This is a genomic window from Bacillus sp. REN10 (assembly GCF_016820555.1).
Taxonomy (GTDB): domain Bacteria; phylum Bacillota; class Bacilli; order Bacillales; family Domibacillaceae; genus Bacillus_CE.
The window spans coordinates 39956-60582 of record NZ_JADHDW010000013.1; the positions used below are offsets into that span (position 1 = coordinate 39956).

Genomic DNA, 20627 nt, shown 5'->3' on the forward strand with positions numbered 1-20627 from the left:
CTTTTTACACTTTTTCAATTGGAGCAAATTGAGCCAGCAGACGTTTAATACCAATCGGACTTGGAAAAGCAATGTCTAATTCCACGCCATCTCCGCTTCCTTTTACGCTCACGACCGTGCCTGTTCCCCATTTTTTATGAATGGCTTTATCGCCTACTTTCCAATTAGTTCCGCCGCTAACTGAATTGATTCGCGGACGCACTGCTGGACGGCGCGGCGCTTGTGACTGAGCGCGTAATCCAAATGGTGTATTAACTTTTTCAGCCGCTGCTAGGTTGTCGATTAAATCAGCAGGAATTTCACTAATAAAACGGGAAACAGGATTCATATTTGTGCGGCCATATAAAGTACGCATTTGGGCATTTGTTAAATAAAGCTCTTCTTCTGCCCTAGTAATTCCAACATAGGCCAAACGTCTCTCTTCCTCCATCTCGTCTTCTTCCATCAACGAACGGCTATGTGGGAATACCCCTTCCTCCATGCCCATTAAAAAGACAACCGGGAATTCAAGACCTTTTGCCGAGTGAAGCGTCATTAATACAACCGCATCCTGCTCTTCCTCTTCTTTGCCAAGCTGATCGATATCCGCTACAAGCGCTAAATCGGTTAAAAACGCGATTAAGCTTTTATCATCGTTCGCATCTTCAAAACTTTTCGTTACTGATAAAAACTCTTCAATATTTTCAAGTCGGCTTTGCGATTCAATCGTTTTTTCCGCTTTTAACATATCGCGATAACCGGTGCGATCTAACACTTCTTCTACTAATTCAGACACAGATAAATATTCTTGTTGTTGAGTATATGTTTCAATTAAGCGGCGAAATTCAATCGCTGTTTTCGCCGCTTTCCCACTAAGACCGATAAAATCCGCTTCCGCTAATGCTTGATACATCGTTAAATCATTTTCTTGGGCGTAACGAGAAATTTTATCGAGAGAAGTAGAACCGAGGCCACGTTTCGGCACATTAATAATCCGCTGTAAGCTAATATCATCATCCGGATTAGAGATTAGACGTAAATAAGCAAGCAAATCCTTAATCTCTTTACGATCATAGAACTTAATGCCGCCGACAATCGCATACTCGATATTCGACTTCATCAATACTTCCTCCATCACACGAGACTGGGCATTCGTGCGATATAAAATCGCAATATCCGACCGCTTACGCTTTCCGCTATCTGTCATTTCTTTAATTTTCCCAGCAACAAACTGCGCCTCGGTTTGCTGATTATCTCCGCGATAATAAGACAGTTTACGTCCCTCTTGATTTTCTGTCCATAATTTCTTCGGTTTACGATTAGAGTTATTTTTGATTACTTCATTCGCCGCTTGTAAAATCAATTTAGTCGAGCGGTAATTTTGCTCAAGAAAAATCGATTTGGATTGCGGGTAATCCTTTTCAAATGACAAGATATTCGCAATATCTGCGCCGCGCCAGCGATAAATCGATTGATCTGAGTCCCCAACCACACATAAATTGTGGAAGCGGCTCGCTAATAGTTTCACTAACATATATTGGGCTCGATTCGTATCCTGATACTCATCAACGTGAATGTATTGAAATTTCCGCTGATAAAACTCAAGTACTTCTGGTACGCGCTGGAACAATTGAATCGTTACCATGATTAAATCATCGAAGTCTAACGCATGATTTTTCTTCAAGCGTTTTTGATATTCGGTATACACTTCGCTGACAACTTGGTCCATGTAACCGCCTTGACGCTTGCTGAACGTTTCAGGATCAATTAATTCATTTTTGGCTGAGCTAATGGAGGCCAATAAACCGCGTGGATCAAATTTCTTTGGATCCAGATTCTTTTCCTTTAAAACCGCTTTAATGACTGATTGCTGATCGGTCGTATCTAAAATGGTAAAGTTGCGGTTATACCCGATGCGATCGATGTCTCTTCGTAAAATCCGCACACACATCGAGTGGAAAGTGGAAATCCAAATATCCTCTGCTGCGCCGCCAAGCAGTCGGCCAATACGCTCTTTCATTTCACGCGCTGCCTTATTGGTGAAAGTAATCGCAAGAATATTATAAGGATTGACTCCTTTCTCCACCATTAAGTAAGCAATTCGATGCGTCAACACTCTCGTTTTACCAGAGCCAGCCCCTGCCATAATCAACAGCGGCCCTTCCGTTGTTTTCACGGCTTCTTGCTGTTCGGGATTTAAACCTGTTAACAGTTTTTCTGTTAAAAAATTCATTTTTTCACCACCTACAAACATATGTTCCTATTATACATTATTTTTAACCGCTGCAACGGTTTTTATTGCTTCCTCTAACTGTTCATATACCACATTGCCGACTACAACGACATCCGCATATTGAGCCATTTCCTTTGCTTGAATAGATGTACGAATGCCTCCGCCGTAAATAAAGGTCGTGTTCTTTAATATTTCTGCTACAGCTTGAACAGCTTCAACATCTCCATATGCTCCGCTGTATTCTAAATAAAACAAAGGCAGACGCATCATATTCTCTGCCATCATCGCATAAGCAACAATATCTTCTTTCGATAGTGGAGATTTGGCTTCTGTTAACGCAGCCGCTTTACACTCAGGATTGGCTATACAATATCCTTCAGCATAAACCTCTTCCCAGTCCATCAATTCACCGAACTCTTTTAGTGCCTCATGATGAAGACCGGTAATCCATGCCGTATTTTGACTATTTAATACCGTTGGAATAAAATACAAATCAAATCCCGGCGTAATCGATTCTATATTAGACACTTCCAAGACACACGGCACGGTATATCGACGAACTCGCGCCATTAAATCCAGGACATTTTCAAGTGTCACTCCATCGCTTCCGCCAATTAAAATGGCGTCTGTACCTGATTCACATAATGTTTCTAATGATTGATCATCTATCTCTTTATTTGGATCTAACTTAAACACATGACGCCATTCGCGCACATCATACATCTAATTTGTCCTCCCATTCTATATTCAAAAGCTATCAAACCTTTGGCATCCTTCATTATATCATTAAAACAAGGGCCTGACTCCCATCGCATCATGTATGCAGTGGAAATCAGACCCTTCACTTTATTCGCACGTTTCTTTTTCTTTAATGCGATCCAAAACAAGCTGATACGCATCATTTCCATAGTTTAAGCAACGTTTTACACGAGAAATAGTAGCGGTAGATGCACCGGTACCTGATTCAATTTTATGGTAAGTCTTACCTTCCTTGAGCATACGAGCAACTTCAAGGCGTTGAGCAAGTGACTGAATTTCATTGACTGTACAAAGGTCATCAAAAAATAAATAACATTCTTCTAAATCACGAAGAGACAAGATTGCCTCAAATAGCTGATCTAGCTCTTTTCCACGTAATTTTTCAATTTGCATAGGATGCTTCAAACCCCTTCGCTAATTATTTTGCAAATTCAATTATTTGGTTAAGTCTTTTGGAGGCAGGAATCACTTGAACCCATGTATTACCAGGTACAAAATCAAGCATTGTCCCTTTTTTAAAAGGAATGATTCGCCCATTGACATTAGACCACTCGACTTGCTGTACAATACCGCGTTGAATCAAATAAGCGGAACCACCTGATGATAGATCAATATCTAATCGACCTTCTGAATCAACGACGCGATGGTCCGCTTCAATGATGAAAATATTATCGGCTAAGATCGGCTCTTGCGTTTCTCGATCTAGCTCTTGCTCTTGGCTAATCCAGCGTTCGTAGCTCTTTTGCTTGGAATTATACTTGTACTCTACTTGAAAAGCAGCTTGATCAGAATATCGAATCTGAACATTTTCCGCTTTTTGTCCAACAAGCTCTTTCACTTCTTTTGGCTTCATGAAATTCAGACTGCCAGGAGCTATCTTCAGATCATACCCCTTCTTCTTGGCGATGTTCTTCATTTCATCAAACCACATATAAGAATTATGAGGTGCGACCCTAGAGGAATCCCTTTGAAAAATGGTTCCATCATATTGCATACCATTGATCTGGTCAACTGCTCCACTTTGAAGTCTCTCCTTCGCATCTGGACTATATCCATGAGCGATAAACAGACTATCGTACCCCTCCGCTAAATCAATAAAATATTCTCTCGCGCTTCGCACAGGTCCTACTTTTTCCGGCTGTTCGCTTTGATAAATAGCTAAAAATCGGGTCATATTTCCTTCAACCATTACCTCATACACAAGATCCGCTTGTGCTAATCCGGTTTGCGGACGTGCCTTTGGATGATTATTAATGACAACAGCTGTAGCTCGTTGATTAGGCTTTGACTTTGTTTTCTCACCGGTAAGCGGAAGAACATAGTTGCCTTTTTCATCTCTCAAGATCGCTTCATTTTCTTTCTGAGCTTCACTGTTTTCTTTCTCTCCCCAACAGCCGCTTAATAATACAGCGCTTGTTAATAGAGACACGATGGTTAAATTTCTCATACACAACTCCCATATAGATTCTCTTCACTTTACTATTTTAACGCATTATAGTCGGAAAGAGTACCGTTTTCTTCATCACATCATACATTCCATAAGAAGTAATGCGAATGTATGGTAAATGTGTAGATGATAAAAAGAGCAGTGTATAAATCGGATCATCAAATGGATAGCCGCGCTCCACTAGTAGCTTTTTCAATTGAAATTCTTCCTTAATTAATTCCTCTATTGGCTTTGCAGACATCATGCCTGACAGCTCTAAAGGAATTTCATGAAGAATTTGTTCATCTTCAGAAAGCACTAGCCCTCCGCCAATTTCCTTCATACGATGAAAGGCTCTTTCCATCTCTCGTTTACATTTCCCAATAAGAAGAATATCACCTGTATTAGAAAATGAGGAGGCAAATCCTTGAATATTCGTCGCAAAACCTTTGATCGTTGTATTCACACGCCACTTGCCACCACGATCCAATAACACTAAAAAGTTTTCATCTTCCGCTTGGTAAAGCTCCTCACCTGAAACATCTGTTTCTAGAGAGTAAGGTTTCGTGATCACATTGTTCACCATTTCAATTCCAAATGGCATCGAGAATTGTAAATCTTCCTCTTGTAACTCCCATTCTAACTGCAACGGACCAAATCCATACTCATTCCAATCAATGGCTGGAAAAGATGGTACTGACCCATCCAGCTTTTTGACCCACTGTCCTTTGGAAAGAACGGCGACTGGAGTTGGCTTGTATTCATCTTCTAATATATTGATATTGGCCACTCTTCCAGGGGCTATTACACCGTGTAAATGATCCAGCCTATAATATCTTGCTACATTATAACTAGCCATATGATAAGCATCCATTGGCGGCACACCATGTTCAATCGCTTTAGCAATCATCCAGTCTAAAATTCCATTTTCATAAAATGAAGGAGGAGAACCGTCTGTCGTGAACATCATCATATCATATTGGTTCAATTGCATTTCTTTCATTTCTTGAAGCAAAATTTCCAGATCTGGACGAATCGAAGAGTGACGTAAAGACACCATGTACCCAGCCATTAAGCGTTTCTTAATATCTTGTCCACTCATTGATTCATGATCACTGTCCGCACCAAGCAAAGCCATCTTTGTGAGCGTTTTTTCAGAAGCACCTGGAAAATGACCCTCTATTCTTTTTCGCATGCGCTTTGTTTCTTGAATCCAATGCAGCATCATATCATCACCAGCTAAAAGCTTGGGCCATCCAGTCAGCTCCCCACCTTGTACAACCGCCTCATGCTCCAGCCACGACTTTACTGCTGTATTCGAAAAAATTTCTTCCTCATTCGCCAACTCTGTCTGCGCGTCATAGCGGCACCACCAATACATGCTGATAGGCAGCGACCGCAATTCTTCAAGTAAAGAAAACGCTTTCTTTTCTTCTAACAGCAAAAATAGCATTAAGTTATCATTGATGAAAGTAGTCGTTCCTGTCTTCACTGCATATTCCGCAAAAGTTTGGGGATTATAAAGCTGAAATGGATGAACATGCGGCTCAATATAACCGGGAACCAATGTTTGGCCGTGACAGTCGTATATTTCATACGCCCCTTTACTTTCTGGCAATTCTTCACCGACATAAACGATCCGATCTTCATAGATCCAAATATTAGCTGTCACCCATTGCTTAAGAATGGAGTGCAAAAAACGGGCGTTAGTCAAAACGAGTGTAGGTGAAATTTCTCCATTCACCACTGCCACATGTTCTCTAAGCTGCCTGTTTCGCCAGCGATATCTTTGTTCTAACATTTATACAAGCCTCCTAAAAGGAAGTTATCATTCCATTTATTAAATTATTGATTATAGTAACATATTTTATGATTTAGCGCTCTAAAGAACTACAATTTTTATGAACAAAATGTGAACTTAAAAAGCGGAAGGTGCTGTTCATCAGTAACTAGCAAAAGATAATGCAAAAACAATACATCGAACAAAAAAGCGGTTGGAAAGTGAAGGAAGCAATCTGAATGTCGAAGAAACTGCTCGTAAGGTGAAAGAAATGTCCAGAAAGTCAGTTTTCACTGACGTTCTGGACAGCTCATAAAAAGGAGTTGAAAATAATGTTTATGGAATATATAACCGATATGTCATTTGTAATGGCAATGATTATTGGCAGTGTGATTGCCATCCTTTTTGTTTATGTTAGACGTTCGAAGAAGAAGCGCGCGCAATAGCACGATTGCCGATGTCATTACGATAGAAGAAGTGATCTTTTTCGATTGCACTTATTTGATCGTACGCTTTTTGCTGGGCTTGTTGAATCGTCGGTGCTTTTCCTGTCACAAGGAGAACTCGCCCTCCATTGGCACAAATTATGCCTTCTTCATTCTTAAATGTTCCAGCATGAAGCACAGCAGAAGCCTCTACTTGGTCCATCCCTTGAATCGGATGACCTTTTTCATAGCTTTCCGGATAACCATTAGCAGCTAATACGACACCAAGCACAGATTCATCGTTCCATTGGAGCTCAGGGTTTTTCCCATCTAACACATCAAGGAATACTTGAGCAAGGTCCGATTGCAAACGCGGAAGCACTACTTGTGTTTCCGGGTCGCCAAATCGCGCGTTAAACTCAATCGTTTTCGGCCCCTCTTCTGTTAGCATTAAGCCTGCAAAGATCACCCCTGTAAAAGGACGCCCTTCTGCCACCATTCCTTTAGCGATCGGGATTAAAACCTCTTGGACCGACTGTTCAATGATTTCTTTAGAAATGTGAGGAATAGGAGAGTAGGCTCCCATGCCTCCAGTATTCGGACCTTCATCATGGTCAAATGCCCGTTTATGATCTTGGGCTGCTTCCATTGGATACACATTTTCTCCATTCACAAAAGCCATTAAAGAGTACTCTTCGCCTTGAAGGAATTGTTCAATCACCACTTTACTAGAAGCCTCGCCAAATTTTTTATCTAGCATCATTTCGTCAAGAGCGGTTAAAGCTTCTTCCATTGTCATCGCGACCGTTACGCCTTTGCCGGCAGCCAGTCCATCCGCTTTAAGAACGATCGGCGCTCCCTGCTCTTCAATATACGCTTTTGCTTCTTCATAAGAATCGAAAGCTTTGTAGCGGGCTGTTGGAATATTGTATTTTTCCATCATCATCTTTGCAAAAGATTTACTGCCTTCAAGAACAGCGGCTGCTTGGTTAGGACCGTACACTTTGAGCCCTTTCGCTTGAAGATGATCAACGATTCCGGCATGCAGCGGATTTTCAGGGCCGACTACGGTTAAGTCAATGTTGTTGTCTACTGCAAAGGCTGCTAGCTCTTCAAAGTTCATCTCATCGATCGCCACTAACTCTGCATCATAAGCAATCCCCGCATTACCTGGTGCACAAAATACTTTTTCTACTTGAGGACTTTGTGCAAGCTTTTTACAAATGGCATGCTCTCTGCCGCCTCGTCCAATCACAAGTACCTTCATTTCCATTCACCCCGCTGAAAAATTAATGTTTAAAATGTCTAACGCCAGTGAAGACCATCGCAATGCCGTATTCATCTGCTTTTTTGATGGAATCCTCATCGCGGATCGAGCCTCCAGGCTGAATGATCGCTGTAATGCCTGCTTTCGCTGCTGCTTCCACCGTATCATTCATCGGGAAGAACGCATCGGAAGCAAGTGCAGCACCTTTTGCTTTTTCTCCCGCTTGTTCAAGAGCGATTTTCGCTGCGCCCACGCGGTTCATTTGCCCTGCACCTACACCTAATGTCATCTCGTTATTCGTCACAACAATCGCATTCGATTTCACATGCTTCACGACTTTCCAGCCAAGCTTCATCGCTGCCCACTCTTCTTCTGTTGGCTCGCGCTTCGTAGCTACGTGAATATCTGCATCCTCTAGTGAATAATTATCTAAATCTTGCAGCAACAGTCCGCCTTCTACAGATGTTAATACTTTTTCTTTTGATTTTTCTCCATCAAATGGAAGAGTTAATAAGCGAATATTTTTCTTTGCTGTTAACACGTTAAGTGCTTCTTCTGTAAATTCCGGCGCGACAATAATTTCAAGGAAAATTTCATGAAGCTTTTCCGCTAATGCTTTGTCCACTGGACGGTTTAATGCGACAATGCCACCAAAAATGGATGTTGGATCCGCTGCATATGCACGATCATAAGCTTCCTCTATTGTTCCACCAACTCCAACACCGCATGGATTCATATGCTTCACTGCAACCGCAGCTGGTTCACTAAACTCTTTCACAATTTGCAGTGCTGCATCTGTGTCGCGAATGTTATTGTAAGATAATTCTTTTCCATGCAATTGTGTTGAACGGGCCACAGAAAACGCGGATCCAAGCGGCTCTTCATAAAAAGCAGCCTGCTGATGCGGGTTTTCTCCATATCGAAGAGATTGTTTTAATTCATATGTAAATGTCATTGTTTCTGGCTGTTCTTCACCAGTCAGTTCTGTCATATATTTCGCAATCATCGCATCATAAGAAGCTGTATGACGAAATACTTTTGCTGCTAGCTTTCTTCTTGTTTCCTTTGTTGTTTGACCCTCTGCTTTTAATTCAGCTAACACTTGATCATAATCAGCCGCATCAACAACAACCGTTACATACTCATGGTTTTTAGCGGCTGCACGCAACATCGTCGGACCGCCAATATCAATGTTTTCAATCGCATCCTCTACCGTTACATCCGGCTTAGCAATTGTTTGTTGGAAAGGATACAAGTTGACACAAACAATATCAATTGGTGCAATATTTTGTTCTTCCATCTGCTTCACATGATCCGCTTGGTCGCGTTTAGCAAGAAGTCCTCCATGAATGAATGGGTGCAATGTTTTTACGCGGCCTTCTAAGATTTCAGGAAACCCCGTTACGTCACTCACACTCATAACTGGCACGTTTGCTTCTTCTAGCATTTTCTTCGTTCCACCTGTTGAAATGATTTCAATATCTAAAGCAGCTAGCTCTTTCGCAAAATCAACAATGCCACTTTTATCTGATACACTGATTAACGCACGCTTTTTCATTATTTTCCTTCCTCTCTTGAAGCTTCTGTTACAAGCTGTCTGATTACTTTCGGATATAGTTGATGTTCAACTTGCTGAATTTTCACTTGTAAAGATTCTCTCGTATCTTCATTTGCGATTCGTACTATTTCTTGATCAATGATAGGCCCTGTGTCCATGCCTTCATCAACAAAGTGCACCGTCACTCCCGTAATTTTGACACGAGCAGCAAACGCCTGCCCAATCGCATCCTTTCCTGGAAAAGCCGGAAGCAAGGATGGATGAATATTCACAATTCTTCCCCCGTAAGCATCGAGCAATGTCTCGCCAACTAAGCGCATATAACCGGCTAGAAAAACAAAGTCCACTTCTGCTTCATGCAGCTTCTTTACAATTTCACGTTCAAACTCCGCCTTTGATGAATAGTCTTTTGCTCGAAAAGCAAACACTGGAATTTGAAGTTTTTCCGCACGCTTGATCACATATGCATCCGGCTGATCACAAACGAGCAGTTTGATTTCAGCTGGAATTTCCCCTTTTTGAACCGAATCAGCAATCGCTTGAACGTTGCTTCCGCTTCCAGAAGCGAACAAAGCAATATTTTTCATTTCCCCCATCTTCATGACTTGAATTGAACTCCTTCACCAGCCACAATTCTGCCAATCGTATAAGCTTTCTCCCCTGCTTGCTCAATTAGCTGTTTTGCTTTTTCTTCTTCATCAGCCGCTACAATCATCACTAAACCAATGCCCATGTTGAAAATATTGTACATTTCGCTATAGTCAAGCTCTCCATACTTTTTCAACACATGAAAAATGTCAGGAATCTCCCATGTTCCTTCCATAATTTCAGCGCCAAGACCTTCTGGCAATGCACGCGGAATATTTTCAATAAAACCGCCGCCGGTAATATGCGCCATCCCTTTTACTTCGAGATTCTTTAATACTTCAAGTACCGGCTTCACATAGATCTTTGTCGGTGTTAACAGCACTTCCCCTAATGGTGCTGTTAAACCTTCTACTTCATCCGTCAATTGAAAATCATGTGTATCAAAAAAGATTTTCCGCACTAAAGAAAAACCATTGCTATGCAATCCGCTCGACGGAAGCCCGATGATGACATCGCCTGCTTGAATATTCTCACCTGTAATGACCTTGCTTTTTTCAACCACACCTGTTGTATAGCCAGCAATGTCATATTCGCCATCGCTGTACATCCCTGGCATTTCCGCTGTCTCTCCGCCGATCAACGCACAGCCTGCCTGCTCACATCCATCAGCAACCCCTTTAACAATTTGCTCAATCTTTTCAGGTATTGCTTCTCCACAAGCAATATAATCTAAAAAATAAAGCGGCTCTGCACCTTGAACAATCACATCATTGACGCACATCGCCACACAGTCAATACCGATTGTATCGTGGCGATTCATACCAAATGCGAGCTTTAATTTCGTGCCGACTCCATCTGTACCGGAAACTAAAATAGGCTCCTTAATATTTAAAGCAGACAAATCAAACATGCCGCCAAAGCTGCCTAGCGCTCCCATGACACCTGAACGGTTTGTCCGTTTCACATGCTTTTTCATCCGTTCTACTGCTTCATAGCCCGCTTCAATATTGACTCCTGCTGCTTCATACGCTTTTGCCATTCGTCGCTCCCCCTTAAAATCGTGCATAGAAAAACTGTCTCACTAGACAGCTTTTCCTGCTTAACACATTATTTCTTTATCACGCGGATGCATCGTATCTGGATAGATTTCCGTCGGATATTGACCTGTAAAACAAGCGAGACATTGTCCACAATGATCATTTTGCTTTTCATGACCGATCGCTTCTACCATGCCATCAAGGCTAAGAAACGTTAATGAATCTGCTCCAATGGCATCTCTCAGCTCTTCTTCTGTATAATGAGCCATAATCAATTCTTCTTGTGTGGATGTATCAATGCCATAATAACAAGGATTTTTAATCGGAGGTGAACTGATGCAGACATGAACCTCTTTCGCGCCAGCATCCTTTAACATCTTCACAATCCGCTTGCTCGTTGTTCCGCGTACAATGGAATCATCCACCATGACGACCCGTTTTCCCTCAATCACACCACGAACAGGTGAAAGCTTCATTTTCACTCCTTGCTCACGAAGTGCTTGGGAAGGCTGAATAAATGTTCTGCCTACATATCGGTTTTTAATTAAGCCCATCTCGTATGGAATACCTGATTCTTCCGCATAACCAATCGCAGCTGAAATACTCGAATCTGGAACACCTGTGATAACATCTGCTTCAATTTTTGCTTCTTTCGCCAACTGAATGCCCATACGTTTTCTGGCACTATGAACATTGATCTTATGAATATCACTGTCCGGACGAGAGAAATAAACGTACTCCATTGTGCAAATCGCCTGATTTGTCGCTAATGAGAAGCGTTCAGAGTGTAGGCCATCTTGATTGATAATCACAAGTTCTCCAGGCTCCACATCACGCAAAAATTTTGCCCCAACAATATCAAATGCGCAAGTTTCTGAAGCGACAACATAAGCATCACCTAATTGGCCAATCGATAATGGGCGCAAGCCATTAGGATCTAGTGCGACCATTAATTCGTTCTCTGTCATGACTAGGAAAGCGTAGGCTCCTTTTAACATCGAAAGCGCATTTTTCACACGATCCTTCATTTCGCCAAAGCCGCCGCGGCGAATTAAATGGGCAAGCACTTCCGTATCTGAAGTCGTTTGAAAAATACTACCTTGAGCTTCCAGTTGATGCTTTAGTGCTGTAGCATTAATTAAGTTGCCGTTATGAGCCAGAGCTAAACTTCCTGTTTGTGAGTGAAAAAGCAGCGGCTGAACATTTTCATAGCCTCCGCCTCCTGCTGTTGTATATCGAACGTGACCAATCGCACCTGTACCATTCAGCTCATTGATTTTCTCTTGGGTAAAGATTTCTGTCACTAGCCCTTCACCTTTTAATCCACGAAGTCGCTTGCCATCTGTTACGACGACACCTGCTCCTTCTTGACCGCGATGCTGCAAGCTTTGTAATCCATAATATGTGATTTGGGAGGCATCTTCATGCCCCCAAACCCCAAATACACCACATTCTTCGTTTAATCCTCTGATTTCAGCAAGCATGGGATTGCTCCTCTCCAAGCATCTTCAAGCTCACCAACCTCCGCTTGAATGATCGCCTCGTTGTTATGCTTAATCGTCAAATTCGCTTCTTTTGTTACTTCTCCGATCAACTTCGCTTCTGGAATAATCGCTTCAAAAGCCTCGCATTTCTCTTTCGAAACCGTCACGATAAAACGTGATTGCGTTTCACTAAATAGTGCCGCTATTTCATTTCCTTCAATCGTTACTTCTGCTCCAAAGCCTGTACGGAAGGCTTTTTCCGCTAAAGCAACCGCAAAACCACCTTCTGCTACATCATGTGCAGATTGAACCGTTCCTTGCTGGATCGCTTGAAGCAACGCTTTTTGGCGCATTTCTTCAACTTCTAAATCTAACTTCGGTGCTCTTCCGAAGATTTTGCCGTCGTTATGCAATTTTTGAAGTTCGCTTCCGCCAAATTCTTCTTCTGCTTCTCCAATTACATAAATCAGATCGCCCGCTTGTTTAAATATTTGTGTCGTAATATGAGACAAATCTTTAATTAAACCGACCATCCCAACAACCGGTGTCGGATAAACAGCGACTCCATTTGTTTCATTATATAGAGAAACGTTTCCACCAATAACCGGTGTGTGTAACACGCGACATGCTTCACTCATGCCATCTGTTGCTTTTTCTAACTGCCAGAAAATTTCCGGTTTCTCTGGATTTCCGAAGTTTAAGCAGTCAGTAATCGCTAACGGCTCACCGCCAGAACAAATGATATTACGCGCCGCTTCTGCTACGGCAATTTTGCCGCCTGTTTCTGGGTCAAGATAGATATAGCGGGAGTTGCAATCTGTTGTCATCGCTAATGCTTTCTCCGTATCGCGCACGCGGATGACCGCTGCGTCTGAACCAGGTGAGACAACGGTGTTTGTACGTACTTGGTAATCGTATTGTCCATACACCCATTCTTTGCTCGCAATCGTTGGCTGAGAAAGAAGTTGTATCAATGTTTCTTTATAATTTGTTACTTCAGGAATAACCTCGTCCATTTCCTGAAACTCACGATAATACGCTGGCTCTGAAGAAGGCTTGTAGTACACTGGTGCATCTTCTGCTAACGCATCCGCTGGGACCTCTGCTACCACTTCTCCTTTATGCACTAAACGAAGCATGCCATCATCTGTTACGCGACCAATCGCTGCCGCTTCAAGACCATATTTCGCAAATAGATCTTCAATTTCTTTTTCTCTGCCTTTTTTAATAACGATCAGCATGCGCTCTTGAGATTCAGATAACATCATTTCATAAGGTGTCATGCCTGTTTCACGTTGAGGAACAAGATCCATATTCATCTCAATACCAGAGCCTGCTTTACTTGCCATTTCAGCTGAAGAACTTGTAAGTCCTGCTGCTCCCATATCTTGAATACCGACAAGCGCATCGTTTTGAATCAGCTCTAAACATGCTTCAAGCAACAGCTTTTCCATAAATGGGTCTCCAACTTGTACTGCTGGACGCTTTTCATCAGATGCTTCACTCAGTTCTTCTGATGCAAATGTCGCTCCATGAATACCGTCACGGCCTGTTTTCGCGCCGACATACATCACCGTGTTGCCGACCCCTTTTGCTTGACCTTTTTTAATATCTTTATGATCAATTAATCCTACACACATCGCGTTAACTAGCGGGTTGCCTTCATAAGAGTTATCAAATTGGACTTCCCCGCCCACTGTTGGAATACCGATACAGTTGCCATAGCCAGCGATTCCTGCTACGACTTCTTCAAATAAGTATTTCACGCGGCTTGTTTTTAACTCACCGAAACGAAGTGAGTTTAGTAGCGCAACTGGACGAGCTCCCATAGAGAACACATCGCGAATGATTCCGCCAACACCTGTTGCTGCTCCTTGATAAGGCTCAATTGCAGATGGGTGATTATGACTTTCAATTTTGAAAACAACCGCTTGTTCATCACCAATATCGACAATTCCTGCACCTTCACCAGGACCTTGAAGAACTTTCTCACCTGAAGTTGGGAATTTACGAAGTACAGGCTTAGAGTTTTTATAACTACAGTGCTCAGACCACATAACAGAGAATAAACCTGTTTCTGTGTAATTAGGTGTACGTCCTAAAATCTGTTCCACTTTAGTAAACTCTTCATCTGTTAAACCCATTTCACGATAGATTTTCTCTTCTTTAATTTGGGCTGCATTTGGCTCAAGCATTAACGACATGGGATTCCCTCCAATGTTTCACAATTGATTGAAATAATTTTAAACCGTCCGCACTACCTAGTAACTCATCCACAGCACGCTCTGGATGCGGCATCATGCCAAGAACATTTCCTTGTTCATTGATAATACCGGCAATATTAGCTAAACTGCCATTTACGTTTTCTTTATAGGTGAAAACAATTTGATTATTTGCTTTTAATGATTCTAACGTTTGCTCATCACAGTAGTAGTTTCCTTCTCCGTGAGCAATAGGGATCGTAATTTCTTCACCTTTTTCATACGCAGATGAAAACATCGTTTCATTATTTGCTACTTGTAAAGTAGTTGGTCCACAAATAAATTTTAAATCTTTGTTGCGAAGCATTGCTCCTGGCAATAAGCCAGATTCCAATAAAATTTGGAAACCATTACATACGCCTAGTACAGGTTTTCCAGCTTCTGCTGCTTTCTTGACTTCATTCATCACCTTTGATAGATGAGCAATCGCTCCTGAACGAAGGTAATCTCCATATGAAAAGCCACCAGGCAATAAAATACCGTCATAGGCGCTCAGATCATCAGCATCATGCCAAATATAGTCCACTTCTTCCCCTAGCTCATCTTTAATCGCATGGAACATATCAATATCACAGTTAGAACCTGGGAATACAATCACCGCGAATTTCACTGACCAACACACTCCTCAATCTCATATCGGTAGTCTTCGATGACTGGATTGGATAGAAGTTTTTCACACACTTCCTTCACTGTGCCTTCTACATCCGGGTTGGAGCCATCAATTGTTAATTCCATATACTTTCCGATGCGAACATCTTCTACACCTTGATAGCCAAGGCTCGTTAATGATTGTTGTACCGCTTTTCCTTGTGGATCTAATACACTTTCTCTTAACGTCACGTATACTTTTACTTTGAACATGTTGAATTTCCTCCTAATCTCTCGAATACCTCGGTATAAGCTTCAATTAAATTTCCTAAATCGCGGCGGAATACATCTTTGTCTAATTTACGATTGGTATTTTTCTCCCATAGGCGACAAGTGTCTGGTGAAATTTCATCCGCTAGCATAATTTGTCCATCCTGGTCTTTCCCAAATTCAATTTTAAAATCGATCAACTCGATGCCCATTTCAGCGAATAAAGGAATCAATGCTTCATTAATCTTTAGTGCTTGTTGTTTCATCGTGGTTACTTCCGCTTCTGTTGCAATTTCTAATAGTTTAATATGATCATCGGTTAATAGCGGATCGCCTAGCTCATCTTTCTTGTAGTAAAACTCAACTAGCGGTTCAGCGAATCGTGCTCCTTCTTTAAACCCAAGACGTTTCGCCAAGCTGCCTGCTGCTTTATTACGAACGACGACTTCAAGCGGAATAATTTGAACATGTTTGACAAGTTGCTCATGCTCTGAAAGCTGCTCAATAAAATGAGAAGGAATACCAAGCTCTTTAAGCTTTAAAAAGATCAAGCTGCTGATTTCGTTATTCAATCTGCCTTTGCCGGAGATTTCCGCTTTTTTCTCTCCATTAAAAGCAGTTGCTGAATCCTTGTATTCAATCAATACAATATCTTCATTCTTGGTTGCATAAATTCGTTTCGCTTTTCCTTCGTAAAGCATCGAGCCTTTTTCCATTATTACTCCCCCTATTAAGGAAAATTAGCAATCTTCAGTCATTAATTGATAGAGAAGGTGCGGATGTTCACCGCACACTTCTGTTATTTACTTATCAAGCCCTAAACGAGTAAAAATTGTATCGACATGTTTTAAATGATAGTTGTAATCAAAACAGTCAGCAATTTCCTCTTGAGATAGCTTAGACGTAATTTTTTCATCTGCTTCCACTAAGCTGCGAAATGGTACTTGTGTTTCCCATGCTTCCATCGCTTTCGGTTGCACTGTATCATACGCTTCTTCACGAACCATGCCTTTATCAATCAGGGCTAACAGCACTCGTTGAGAATAAATTAAACCTAGCGTACGATCCATGTTACGCTTCATATTTTCTGGGAATACCGTTAAGTTTTTTACAATATTTCCAAAGCGATTTAGCATATAATTTAACGCAATCGTTGCATCTGGAAGAATGATGCGCTCCGCAGAAGAATGAGAAATATCACGTTCATGCCAAAGCGGCACATTTTCATACGCTGTTAGCATATGTCCGCGAATCACGCGAGCAAGCCCCGTCATATTTTCTGAACCGATTGGGTTACGCTTATGAGGCATTGCGGATGAACCTTTCTGTCCTTTTGCAAAGAACTCTTCCACTTCGCGCGTTTCACTTTTTTGTAATCCGCGAATTTCTACTGCAAATTTTTCAATCGATGTCGCAATTAAAGCAAGTGTGCCCATGTAATGAGCATGGCGATCACGCTGTAATGTTTGTGTAGAAATCGGCGCTGGCTTTGTCCCAAGCTTTTTGCACACATACTCTTCAACAAATGGATTAATGTTGGCGTACGTGCCAACTGCCCCAGAAATTTTTCCGTATTCTACACCTTCTGCTGCTTGATTGAAACGCTCCAAGTTACGCTTCATTTCCTCGTACCAAAGTGCCAGCTTCAATCCGAACGTTGTCGGCTCTGCATGCACACCATGTGTACGTCCCATCATCACCGTATGCTTATGCTCTTTTGCTTTATTGCGAAGAATCTCTATAAAATTCTCTAAATCTTTACGTAAGATGTCATTCGCTTGCTTTAACAAATAAGATAATGCTGTATCCACGACATCCGTTGACGTTAATCCGTAATGCACCCATTTACGCTCTTCTCCCAGGGTTTCAGATACGGCGCGAGTAAAAGCAACTACATCGTGGCGCGTTTCTGCTTCAATCTCTTGAATGCGCTTGATATCAAAGCTTGCATTTTCACGAATCTTTTGCACATCTTCTTTTGGAATATCTCCAAGTTCAGCCCAAGCTTCACAAGCTAAAATTTCTACTTCAAGCCATGCTTGAAAGCGATTCTCCTCCGTCCAAATAGCACCCATTTCAGGTCGAGTATAACGTTCGATCATTTCTTTTGTCCTCCGATCATTTCTTCGCTGCTACTCCAGATCCTGCTTGCATCTAACTGATCTAGCACCTCGTTCGGTTCATCGGTCAAGACTGTGATATGTCCCATCTTCCTTTTGACTTTTGCTTCTGCTTTTCCATATAAATGAGTAGACCATTCTGGGTAATTAACTAAATTGTTTAACACCCCATCAAGATGCTCACCTAAAATATTCACCATCACAGCAGGCTTTAGCAAAGTTGGTTTCTTTAATGGCCAGTTGCAAATGGCACGAATATGTTGCCCAAATTGCGAAATATCACACGCTTCAATCGTATAATGTCCGGAATTGTGTGGTCTTGGTGCTAACTCATTAATGTAGATTTCTCCATTTTGACCAACAAACATTTCAACAGCCAATGTTCCCACTAAGGAAAGTGCCTCTGCAATTTTTTCTGCCGCTTGAAGAGCCGCCGCTTCTACTTCTTCGGAAATTCTAGCAGGTACAATCGTTTCATGGAGAATATTGTCTTTATGAATATTTTCTCCAACCGGAAAATAACTAGTCTCTCCAGCCATATTCCGATTGATAATTACAGATACTTCTTTATCAAAAGGAATCCATTGTTCCAAGACACATTCACCATGTTCTAAAAGCTTAGCAGCTTCTTCAATTTGAGCTGATTCTTTTATGACAAATTGTCCTTTCCCATCATAACCGCCGCGCGCTGTTTTCAATACAGCAGGATACCCGAGCTTACTTATATTATCATAAATATCGCTTGTTTCGTTGATTACCGCATAAGGCGCGACCGGAGCTCCCGCTTTTGTAATAGCCGCTTTTTCTGCTACGCGATTTTGCGTAATCTTAATCAATTCTGCTCCTTGAGGAAGAAAAGCTTTTTCTTGAAGTTTCTTCAATCCGTCATAATCAATATTTTCAAACTCATATGTAATGACATCACTCACTTCCGCTAAGCGGTCAAGCGCCTCTTGATCTTCATAAGAAGCATTAATCTCGATATCAGCTACTTGTCCACAAGGTGAATTCTCCCCTGGCTCTAGTACAGCAATTTTAAAACCTGCTTCCTTAGCTGCTAAAGCCATCATTCGCCCCAATTGTCCGCCGCCAATGATCCCTATTGTCTGACCGGGCTTTATGATCGTTCTAGCCAAGCTGATCACTACTTTCCATCACAGTCTCTCTTACAGCATCACGTCTTTTGTCTAAACGCTCAGCTAACTCATTATTCGTCACAGATAAAATCTGGGCGGCTAGCAAGCCTGCATTCGTTGCTCCCGCCTTGCCAATGGCGACTGTCGCTACAGGAACTCCTCCTGGCATTTGCACAATGGACAATAAAGAATCTAATCCGTTCAAAGCTTTTGATTGGACTGGTACTCCTATCACAGGCAACGTCGTCTTAGCAGCAACCATACCGGGAAGATGAGCGGCTCCCCCTGCCCCTGCAATAATGACCTTAATGCCCCTCTCTCTCGCCTTCTCTGCATATTCAAACATGAGATCTGGTGTGCGGTGAGCAGATACTACCTTTTTCTCATAAGAAACTTCTAATTCATCCAACATGTCGCATGCATGTTTCATTGTGTCCCAATCTGAGGTACTCCCCATAATAACGCCAACGTCAACTGACATGATTTTACCTCCACGTTCCATTCAATTTTAAAAATGAAAAACCCAGATGGCTACTCTCTTCTAAGAGAAAGCAGCTCATCTGGGCACATAAAGACTCATTAAACATGAAAATGATCCAGATAAATGTATGCTTTCCCCATAGTCCAATCATTTACGGTAATCGGGTAGAAACTTGTGAGCCATATTCCCACTATTATATGAGGCTTCGTTTTCTTCATCTTCATCTTAACAAGTCAAAAAGCATATTGTCAACAAAAAATCGAACAATTGCTTTATTTCATTTTATAATGTTCGTATTTAAGTCAATAACATCCCCTCAAACACAATTTCTCTGCCGATAGGAGTGTGTTTTTTTTCACCGTTGATCACTTCTTCTTTGAATACAGGCTGTTCCATTCTTCTTACTGGAGTATACCCTTCCTTCTTCATTCGCTCTAAACACTGGTCGATCGTTTCATTTTGTTCGACATAAAATTTTTTCTTTTTACTCATTCGGATAACTTTCCTTTTCTCACATTTTTTACCCAAAAGCCGCCATAAATCGTTTTTGGTTCATAAGCAATAATAAATGCCTTTGGGTCTAACTCTTTAATTTTTGCATACAATTTTAACTCATATTTTCTCGGCGTCAAGATTTGTAGAGACATTCGTTCGCCTTCTAATCCATTTGCTGCCCAACTGGTGACACCATATCCTTCTTCGCGAAGCATTTTGGGTAAATCTTTATCGTATTCTTTCGTAATCACATTTACCGTAATGTAACCAAGTGCTAACTTCTCCTCTAACTTCATTCCGACAATAACCCCTAAACCATAGCCAACCGCATAAGCAATGACATTTTGAATCTCATTCAAATTATCTAACACAAGGCCTAATCCCATAATATAGATGATGATCTCAATCATGCTAACAAAGGCCGCAAAATAACGATAACCTTTTAATGTTAAAATCATACGAATCGTAAAGAAGGATACGTATATAACATTAATCATTAAAATAATGACGACCATAAATAAACCATTTTCTAGCATATTGATCCCCCTTAAATTTAGGCTAAAAAAACTTCCTTGATGTTGTTAAGTTCAGCGTAACATAAAATTGTTTAACATTAACTGAAAAACGCAAAAAAAGGTTCAAAAGTGGGTACTTTTGAACCTTTTTTTGCCTGGCAACGTCCTACTCTCACAGGGGGAAACCCCCAACTACCATCGGCGCTGAAGAGCTTAACTTCCGTG

At 41.5% G+C, this 20627-nt stretch carries 20 protein-coding genes, 1 rRNA gene and 1 riboswitch; of the genes, 1 reads left to right on the forward strand and 20 read right to left on the reverse strand.

What is annotated here, in order from left to right:
- Positions 1-4 precede the first annotated feature (4 nt).
- The 5 genes from pcrA to IRB43_RS15135 all read right to left on the reverse strand — a co-directional run bounded on the left by pcrA (position 5) and on the right by IRB43_RS15135 (position 6198).
- Positions 5-2212 (reverse strand): DNA helicase PcrA, encoded by a 2208-nt coding sequence (gene pcrA, locus IRB43_RS15115; protein WP_203364320.1) that lies wholly within the window; start codon positions 2210-2212, stop codon positions 5-7.
- 30 nt (positions 2213-2242) lie between these two features.
- On the reverse strand, positions 2243-2935 hold the full coding sequence (pcrB, locus tag IRB43_RS15120; protein ID WP_203364321.1) for a heptaprenylglyceryl phosphate synthase: 693 nt from the start codon (positions 2933-2935) through the stop codon (positions 2243-2245).
- Between the two features lie 123 nt (positions 2936-3058).
- Positions 3059-3364 carry a YerC/YecD family TrpR-related protein gene (locus IRB43_RS15125; RefSeq protein ID WP_203364322.1) on the reverse strand — a complete coding sequence of 102 codons (306 nt, stop codon included), beginning with the start codon at positions 3362-3364 and terminating at the stop codon, positions 3059-3061.
- Positions 3365-3389: 25 nt separating this feature from the next.
- The gene (locus IRB43_RS15130) at positions 3390-4418 is read right to left on the reverse strand and encodes a DUF3048 domain-containing protein (RefSeq protein ID WP_203364323.1); all 1029 of its coding nucleotides are present in this window, start codon (positions 4416-4418) and stop codon (positions 3390-3392) included.
- Positions 4419-4455: 37 nt separating this feature from the next.
- Complete coding sequence (locus IRB43_RS15135; RefSeq protein ID WP_203364324.1) at positions 4456-6198, reverse strand: adenine deaminase C-terminal domain-containing protein; 1743 nt, start codon at positions 6196-6198, stop codon at positions 4456-4458.
- Positions 6199-6551: 353 nt separating this feature from the next.
- Here IRB43_RS15135 and IRB43_RS18100 point away from each other — a divergent pair, with 353 nt between their 5' ends.
- The gene (locus tag IRB43_RS18100; RefSeq protein WP_343070892.1) at positions 6552-6623 is read left to right on the forward strand and encodes an EYxxD motif small membrane protein; all 72 of its coding nucleotides are present in this window, start codon (positions 6552-6554) and stop codon (positions 6621-6623) included.
- On the opposite strand, the gene purD is transcribed toward IRB43_RS18100, so the two are convergent.
- The 15 genes from purD to rrf form a co-directional block, all read right to left on the reverse strand.
- On the reverse strand, positions 6592-7869 hold the full coding sequence (gene purD / locus IRB43_RS15140; protein WP_203364338.1) for a phosphoribosylamine--glycine ligase: 1278 nt from the start codon (positions 7867-7869) through the stop codon (positions 6592-6594). The two genes, IRB43_RS18100 and purD, sit on opposite strands and share 32 nt — an antisense overlap.
- Positions 7870-7891: 22 nt before the next feature.
- Positions 7892-9427: a bifunctional phosphoribosylaminoimidazolecarboxamide formyltransferase/IMP cyclohydrolase gene (gene purH, locus IRB43_RS15145; protein ID WP_203364325.1), complete on the reverse strand. Its 1536-nt coding sequence runs from the start codon at positions 9425-9427 to the stop codon at positions 7892-7894.
- The gene (purN, locus tag IRB43_RS15150; RefSeq protein WP_203364339.1) at positions 9427-10014 is read right to left on the reverse strand and encodes a phosphoribosylglycinamide formyltransferase; all 588 of its coding nucleotides are present in this window, start codon (positions 10012-10014) and stop codon (positions 9427-9429) included. The genes purH and purN overlap by 1 nt, the downstream gene beginning before the upstream one ends.
- Positions 10015-10025: 11 nt before the next feature.
- Positions 10026-11054 (reverse strand): phosphoribosylformylglycinamidine cyclo-ligase, encoded by a 1029-nt coding sequence (gene purM, locus IRB43_RS15155; protein WP_203364326.1) that lies wholly within the window; start codon positions 11052-11054, stop codon positions 10026-10028.
- 60 nt (positions 11055-11114) lie between these two features.
- Positions 11115-12536 (reverse strand): amidophosphoribosyltransferase, encoded by a 1422-nt coding sequence (gene purF, locus IRB43_RS15160; protein ID WP_203364327.1) that lies wholly within the window; start codon positions 12534-12536, stop codon positions 11115-11117.
- Entirely contained in the window at positions 12512-14740 is a 2229-nt protein-coding gene (purL, locus tag IRB43_RS15165; protein ID WP_203364328.1) for a phosphoribosylformylglycinamidine synthase subunit PurL, read from the reverse strand. The genes purF and purL overlap by 25 nt, the downstream gene beginning before the upstream one ends.
- A complete protein-coding gene (gene purQ, locus IRB43_RS15170) occupies positions 14724-15407 on the reverse strand; it encodes a phosphoribosylformylglycinamidine synthase subunit PurQ (RefSeq protein WP_203364329.1) in 684 nt (227 codons plus the stop codon). The genes purL and purQ overlap by 17 nt, the downstream gene beginning before the upstream one ends.
- Positions 15404-15658 carry a phosphoribosylformylglycinamidine synthase subunit PurS gene (gene purS / locus IRB43_RS15175; protein WP_100403664.1) on the reverse strand — a complete coding sequence of 85 codons (255 nt, stop codon included), beginning with the start codon at positions 15656-15658 and terminating at the stop codon, positions 15404-15406. Before purS ends, purQ begins: the two co-directional genes overlap by 4 nt.
- Positions 15646-16371 carry a phosphoribosylaminoimidazolesuccinocarboxamide synthase gene (gene purC / locus IRB43_RS15180; RefSeq protein ID WP_203364330.1) on the reverse strand — a complete coding sequence of 242 codons (726 nt, stop codon included), beginning with the start codon at positions 16369-16371 and terminating at the stop codon, positions 15646-15648. Before purC ends, purS begins: the two co-directional genes overlap by 13 nt.
- Positions 16372-16458: 87 nt before the next feature.
- Positions 16459-17757, reverse strand: a complete 1299-nt coding sequence (purB, locus tag IRB43_RS15185; RefSeq protein WP_203364331.1) for an adenylosuccinate lyase — start codon at positions 17755-17757, stop codon at positions 16459-16461.
- Positions 17754-18911 carry a 5-(carboxyamino)imidazole ribonucleotide synthase gene (purK, locus tag IRB43_RS15190; RefSeq protein WP_203364332.1) on the reverse strand — a complete coding sequence of 386 codons (1158 nt, stop codon included), beginning with the start codon at positions 18909-18911 and terminating at the stop codon, positions 17754-17756. The genes purB and purK overlap by 4 nt, the downstream gene beginning before the upstream one ends.
- Positions 18904-19392, reverse strand: a complete 489-nt coding sequence (gene purE / locus IRB43_RS15195) for a 5-(carboxyamino)imidazole ribonucleotide mutase (RefSeq protein ID WP_203364333.1) — start codon at positions 19390-19392, stop codon at positions 18904-18906. Before purE ends, purK begins: the two co-directional genes overlap by 8 nt.
- A gap of 119 nt (positions 19393-19511) precedes the next feature.
- A riboswitch (purine riboswitch) is annotated at positions 19512-19613 on the reverse strand.
- 76 nt (positions 19614-19689) lie between these two features.
- Positions 19690-19884 (reverse strand): NETI motif-containing protein, encoded by a 195-nt coding sequence (locus IRB43_RS15200; protein WP_203364334.1) that lies wholly within the window; start codon positions 19882-19884, stop codon positions 19690-19692.
- Positions 19881-20423 carry a DUF2179 domain-containing protein gene (locus tag IRB43_RS15205; RefSeq protein ID WP_203364335.1) on the reverse strand — a complete coding sequence of 181 codons (543 nt, stop codon included), beginning with the start codon at positions 20421-20423 and terminating at the stop codon, positions 19881-19883. The genes IRB43_RS15200 and IRB43_RS15205 overlap by 4 nt, the downstream gene beginning before the upstream one ends.
- A gap of 132 nt (positions 20424-20555) precedes the next feature.
- Positions 20556-20627 (reverse strand): 5S ribosomal RNA (gene rrf / locus IRB43_RS18315); the annotation flags it as partial.

What these genes read in the sequence shown, in the direction of transcription:
- pcrA (WP_203364320.1), bottom strand. Translation starts at nt 2,212, where the DNA reads ATGAATTTTTTAACAGAAAAACTGTTAACAGGTTTAAATCCCGAACAG.
- purS (WP_100403664.1), bottom strand. Translation starts at nt 15,658, where the DNA reads ATGTTCAAAGTAAAAGTATACGTGACGTTAAGAGAAAGTGTATTAGAT.
- IRB43_RS15125 (WP_203364322.1), bottom strand. Translation starts at nt 3,364, where the DNA reads ATGCAAATTGAAAAATTACGTGGAAAAGAGCTAGATCAGCTATTTGAG.
- purL (WP_203364328.1), bottom strand. Translation starts at nt 14,740, where the DNA reads ATGTCGTTAATGCTTGAGCCAAATGCAGCCCAAATTAAAGAAGAGAAA.
- purF (WP_203364327.1), bottom strand. Translation starts at nt 12,536, where the DNA reads ATGCTTGCTGAAATCAGAGGATTAAACGAAGAATGTGGTGTATTTGGG.
- purB (WP_203364331.1), bottom strand. Translation starts at nt 17,757, where the DNA reads ATGATCGAACGTTATACTCGACCTGAAATGGGTGCTATTTGGACGGAG.
- purH (WP_203364325.1), bottom strand. Translation starts at nt 9,427, where the DNA reads ATGAAAAAGCGTGCGTTAATCAGTGTATCAGATAAAAGTGGCATTGTT.
- IRB43_RS15200 (WP_203364334.1), bottom strand. Translation starts at nt 19,884, where the DNA reads ATGAGTAAAAAGAAAAAATTTTATGTCGAACAAAATGAAACGATCGAC.
- IRB43_RS15130 (WP_203364323.1), bottom strand. Translation starts at nt 4,418, where the DNA reads ATGAGAAATTTAACCATCGTGTCTCTATTAACAAGCGCTGTATTATTA.
- purM (WP_203364326.1), bottom strand. Translation starts at nt 11,054, where the DNA reads ATGGCAAAAGCGTATGAAGCAGCAGGAGTCAATATTGAAGCGGGCTAT.
- purC (WP_203364330.1), bottom strand. Translation starts at nt 16,371, where the DNA reads ATGGAAAAAGGCTCGATGCTTTACGAAGGAAAAGCGAAACGAATTTAT.
- IRB43_RS15135 (WP_203364324.1), bottom strand. Translation starts at nt 6,198, where the DNA reads ATGTTAGAACAAAGATATCGCTGGCGAAACAGGCAGCTTAGAGAACAT.
- purD (WP_203364338.1), bottom strand. Translation starts at nt 7,869, where the DNA reads ATGAAGGTACTTGTGATTGGACGAGGCGGCAGAGAGCATGCCATTTGT.
- IRB43_RS15205 (WP_203364335.1), bottom strand. Translation starts at nt 20,423, where the DNA reads ATGCTAGAAAATGGTTTATTTATGGTCGTCATTATTTTAATGATTAAT.
- pcrB (WP_203364321.1), bottom strand. Translation starts at nt 2,935, where the DNA reads ATGTATGATGTGCGCGAATGGCGTCATGTGTTTAAGTTAGATCCAAAT.
- purE (WP_203364333.1), bottom strand. Translation starts at nt 19,392, where the DNA reads ATGTCAGTTGACGTTGGCGTTATTATGGGGAGTACCTCAGATTGGGAC.
- purN (WP_203364339.1), bottom strand. Translation starts at nt 10,014, where the DNA reads ATGAAAAATATTGCTTTGTTCGCTTCTGGAAGCGGAAGCAACGTTCAA.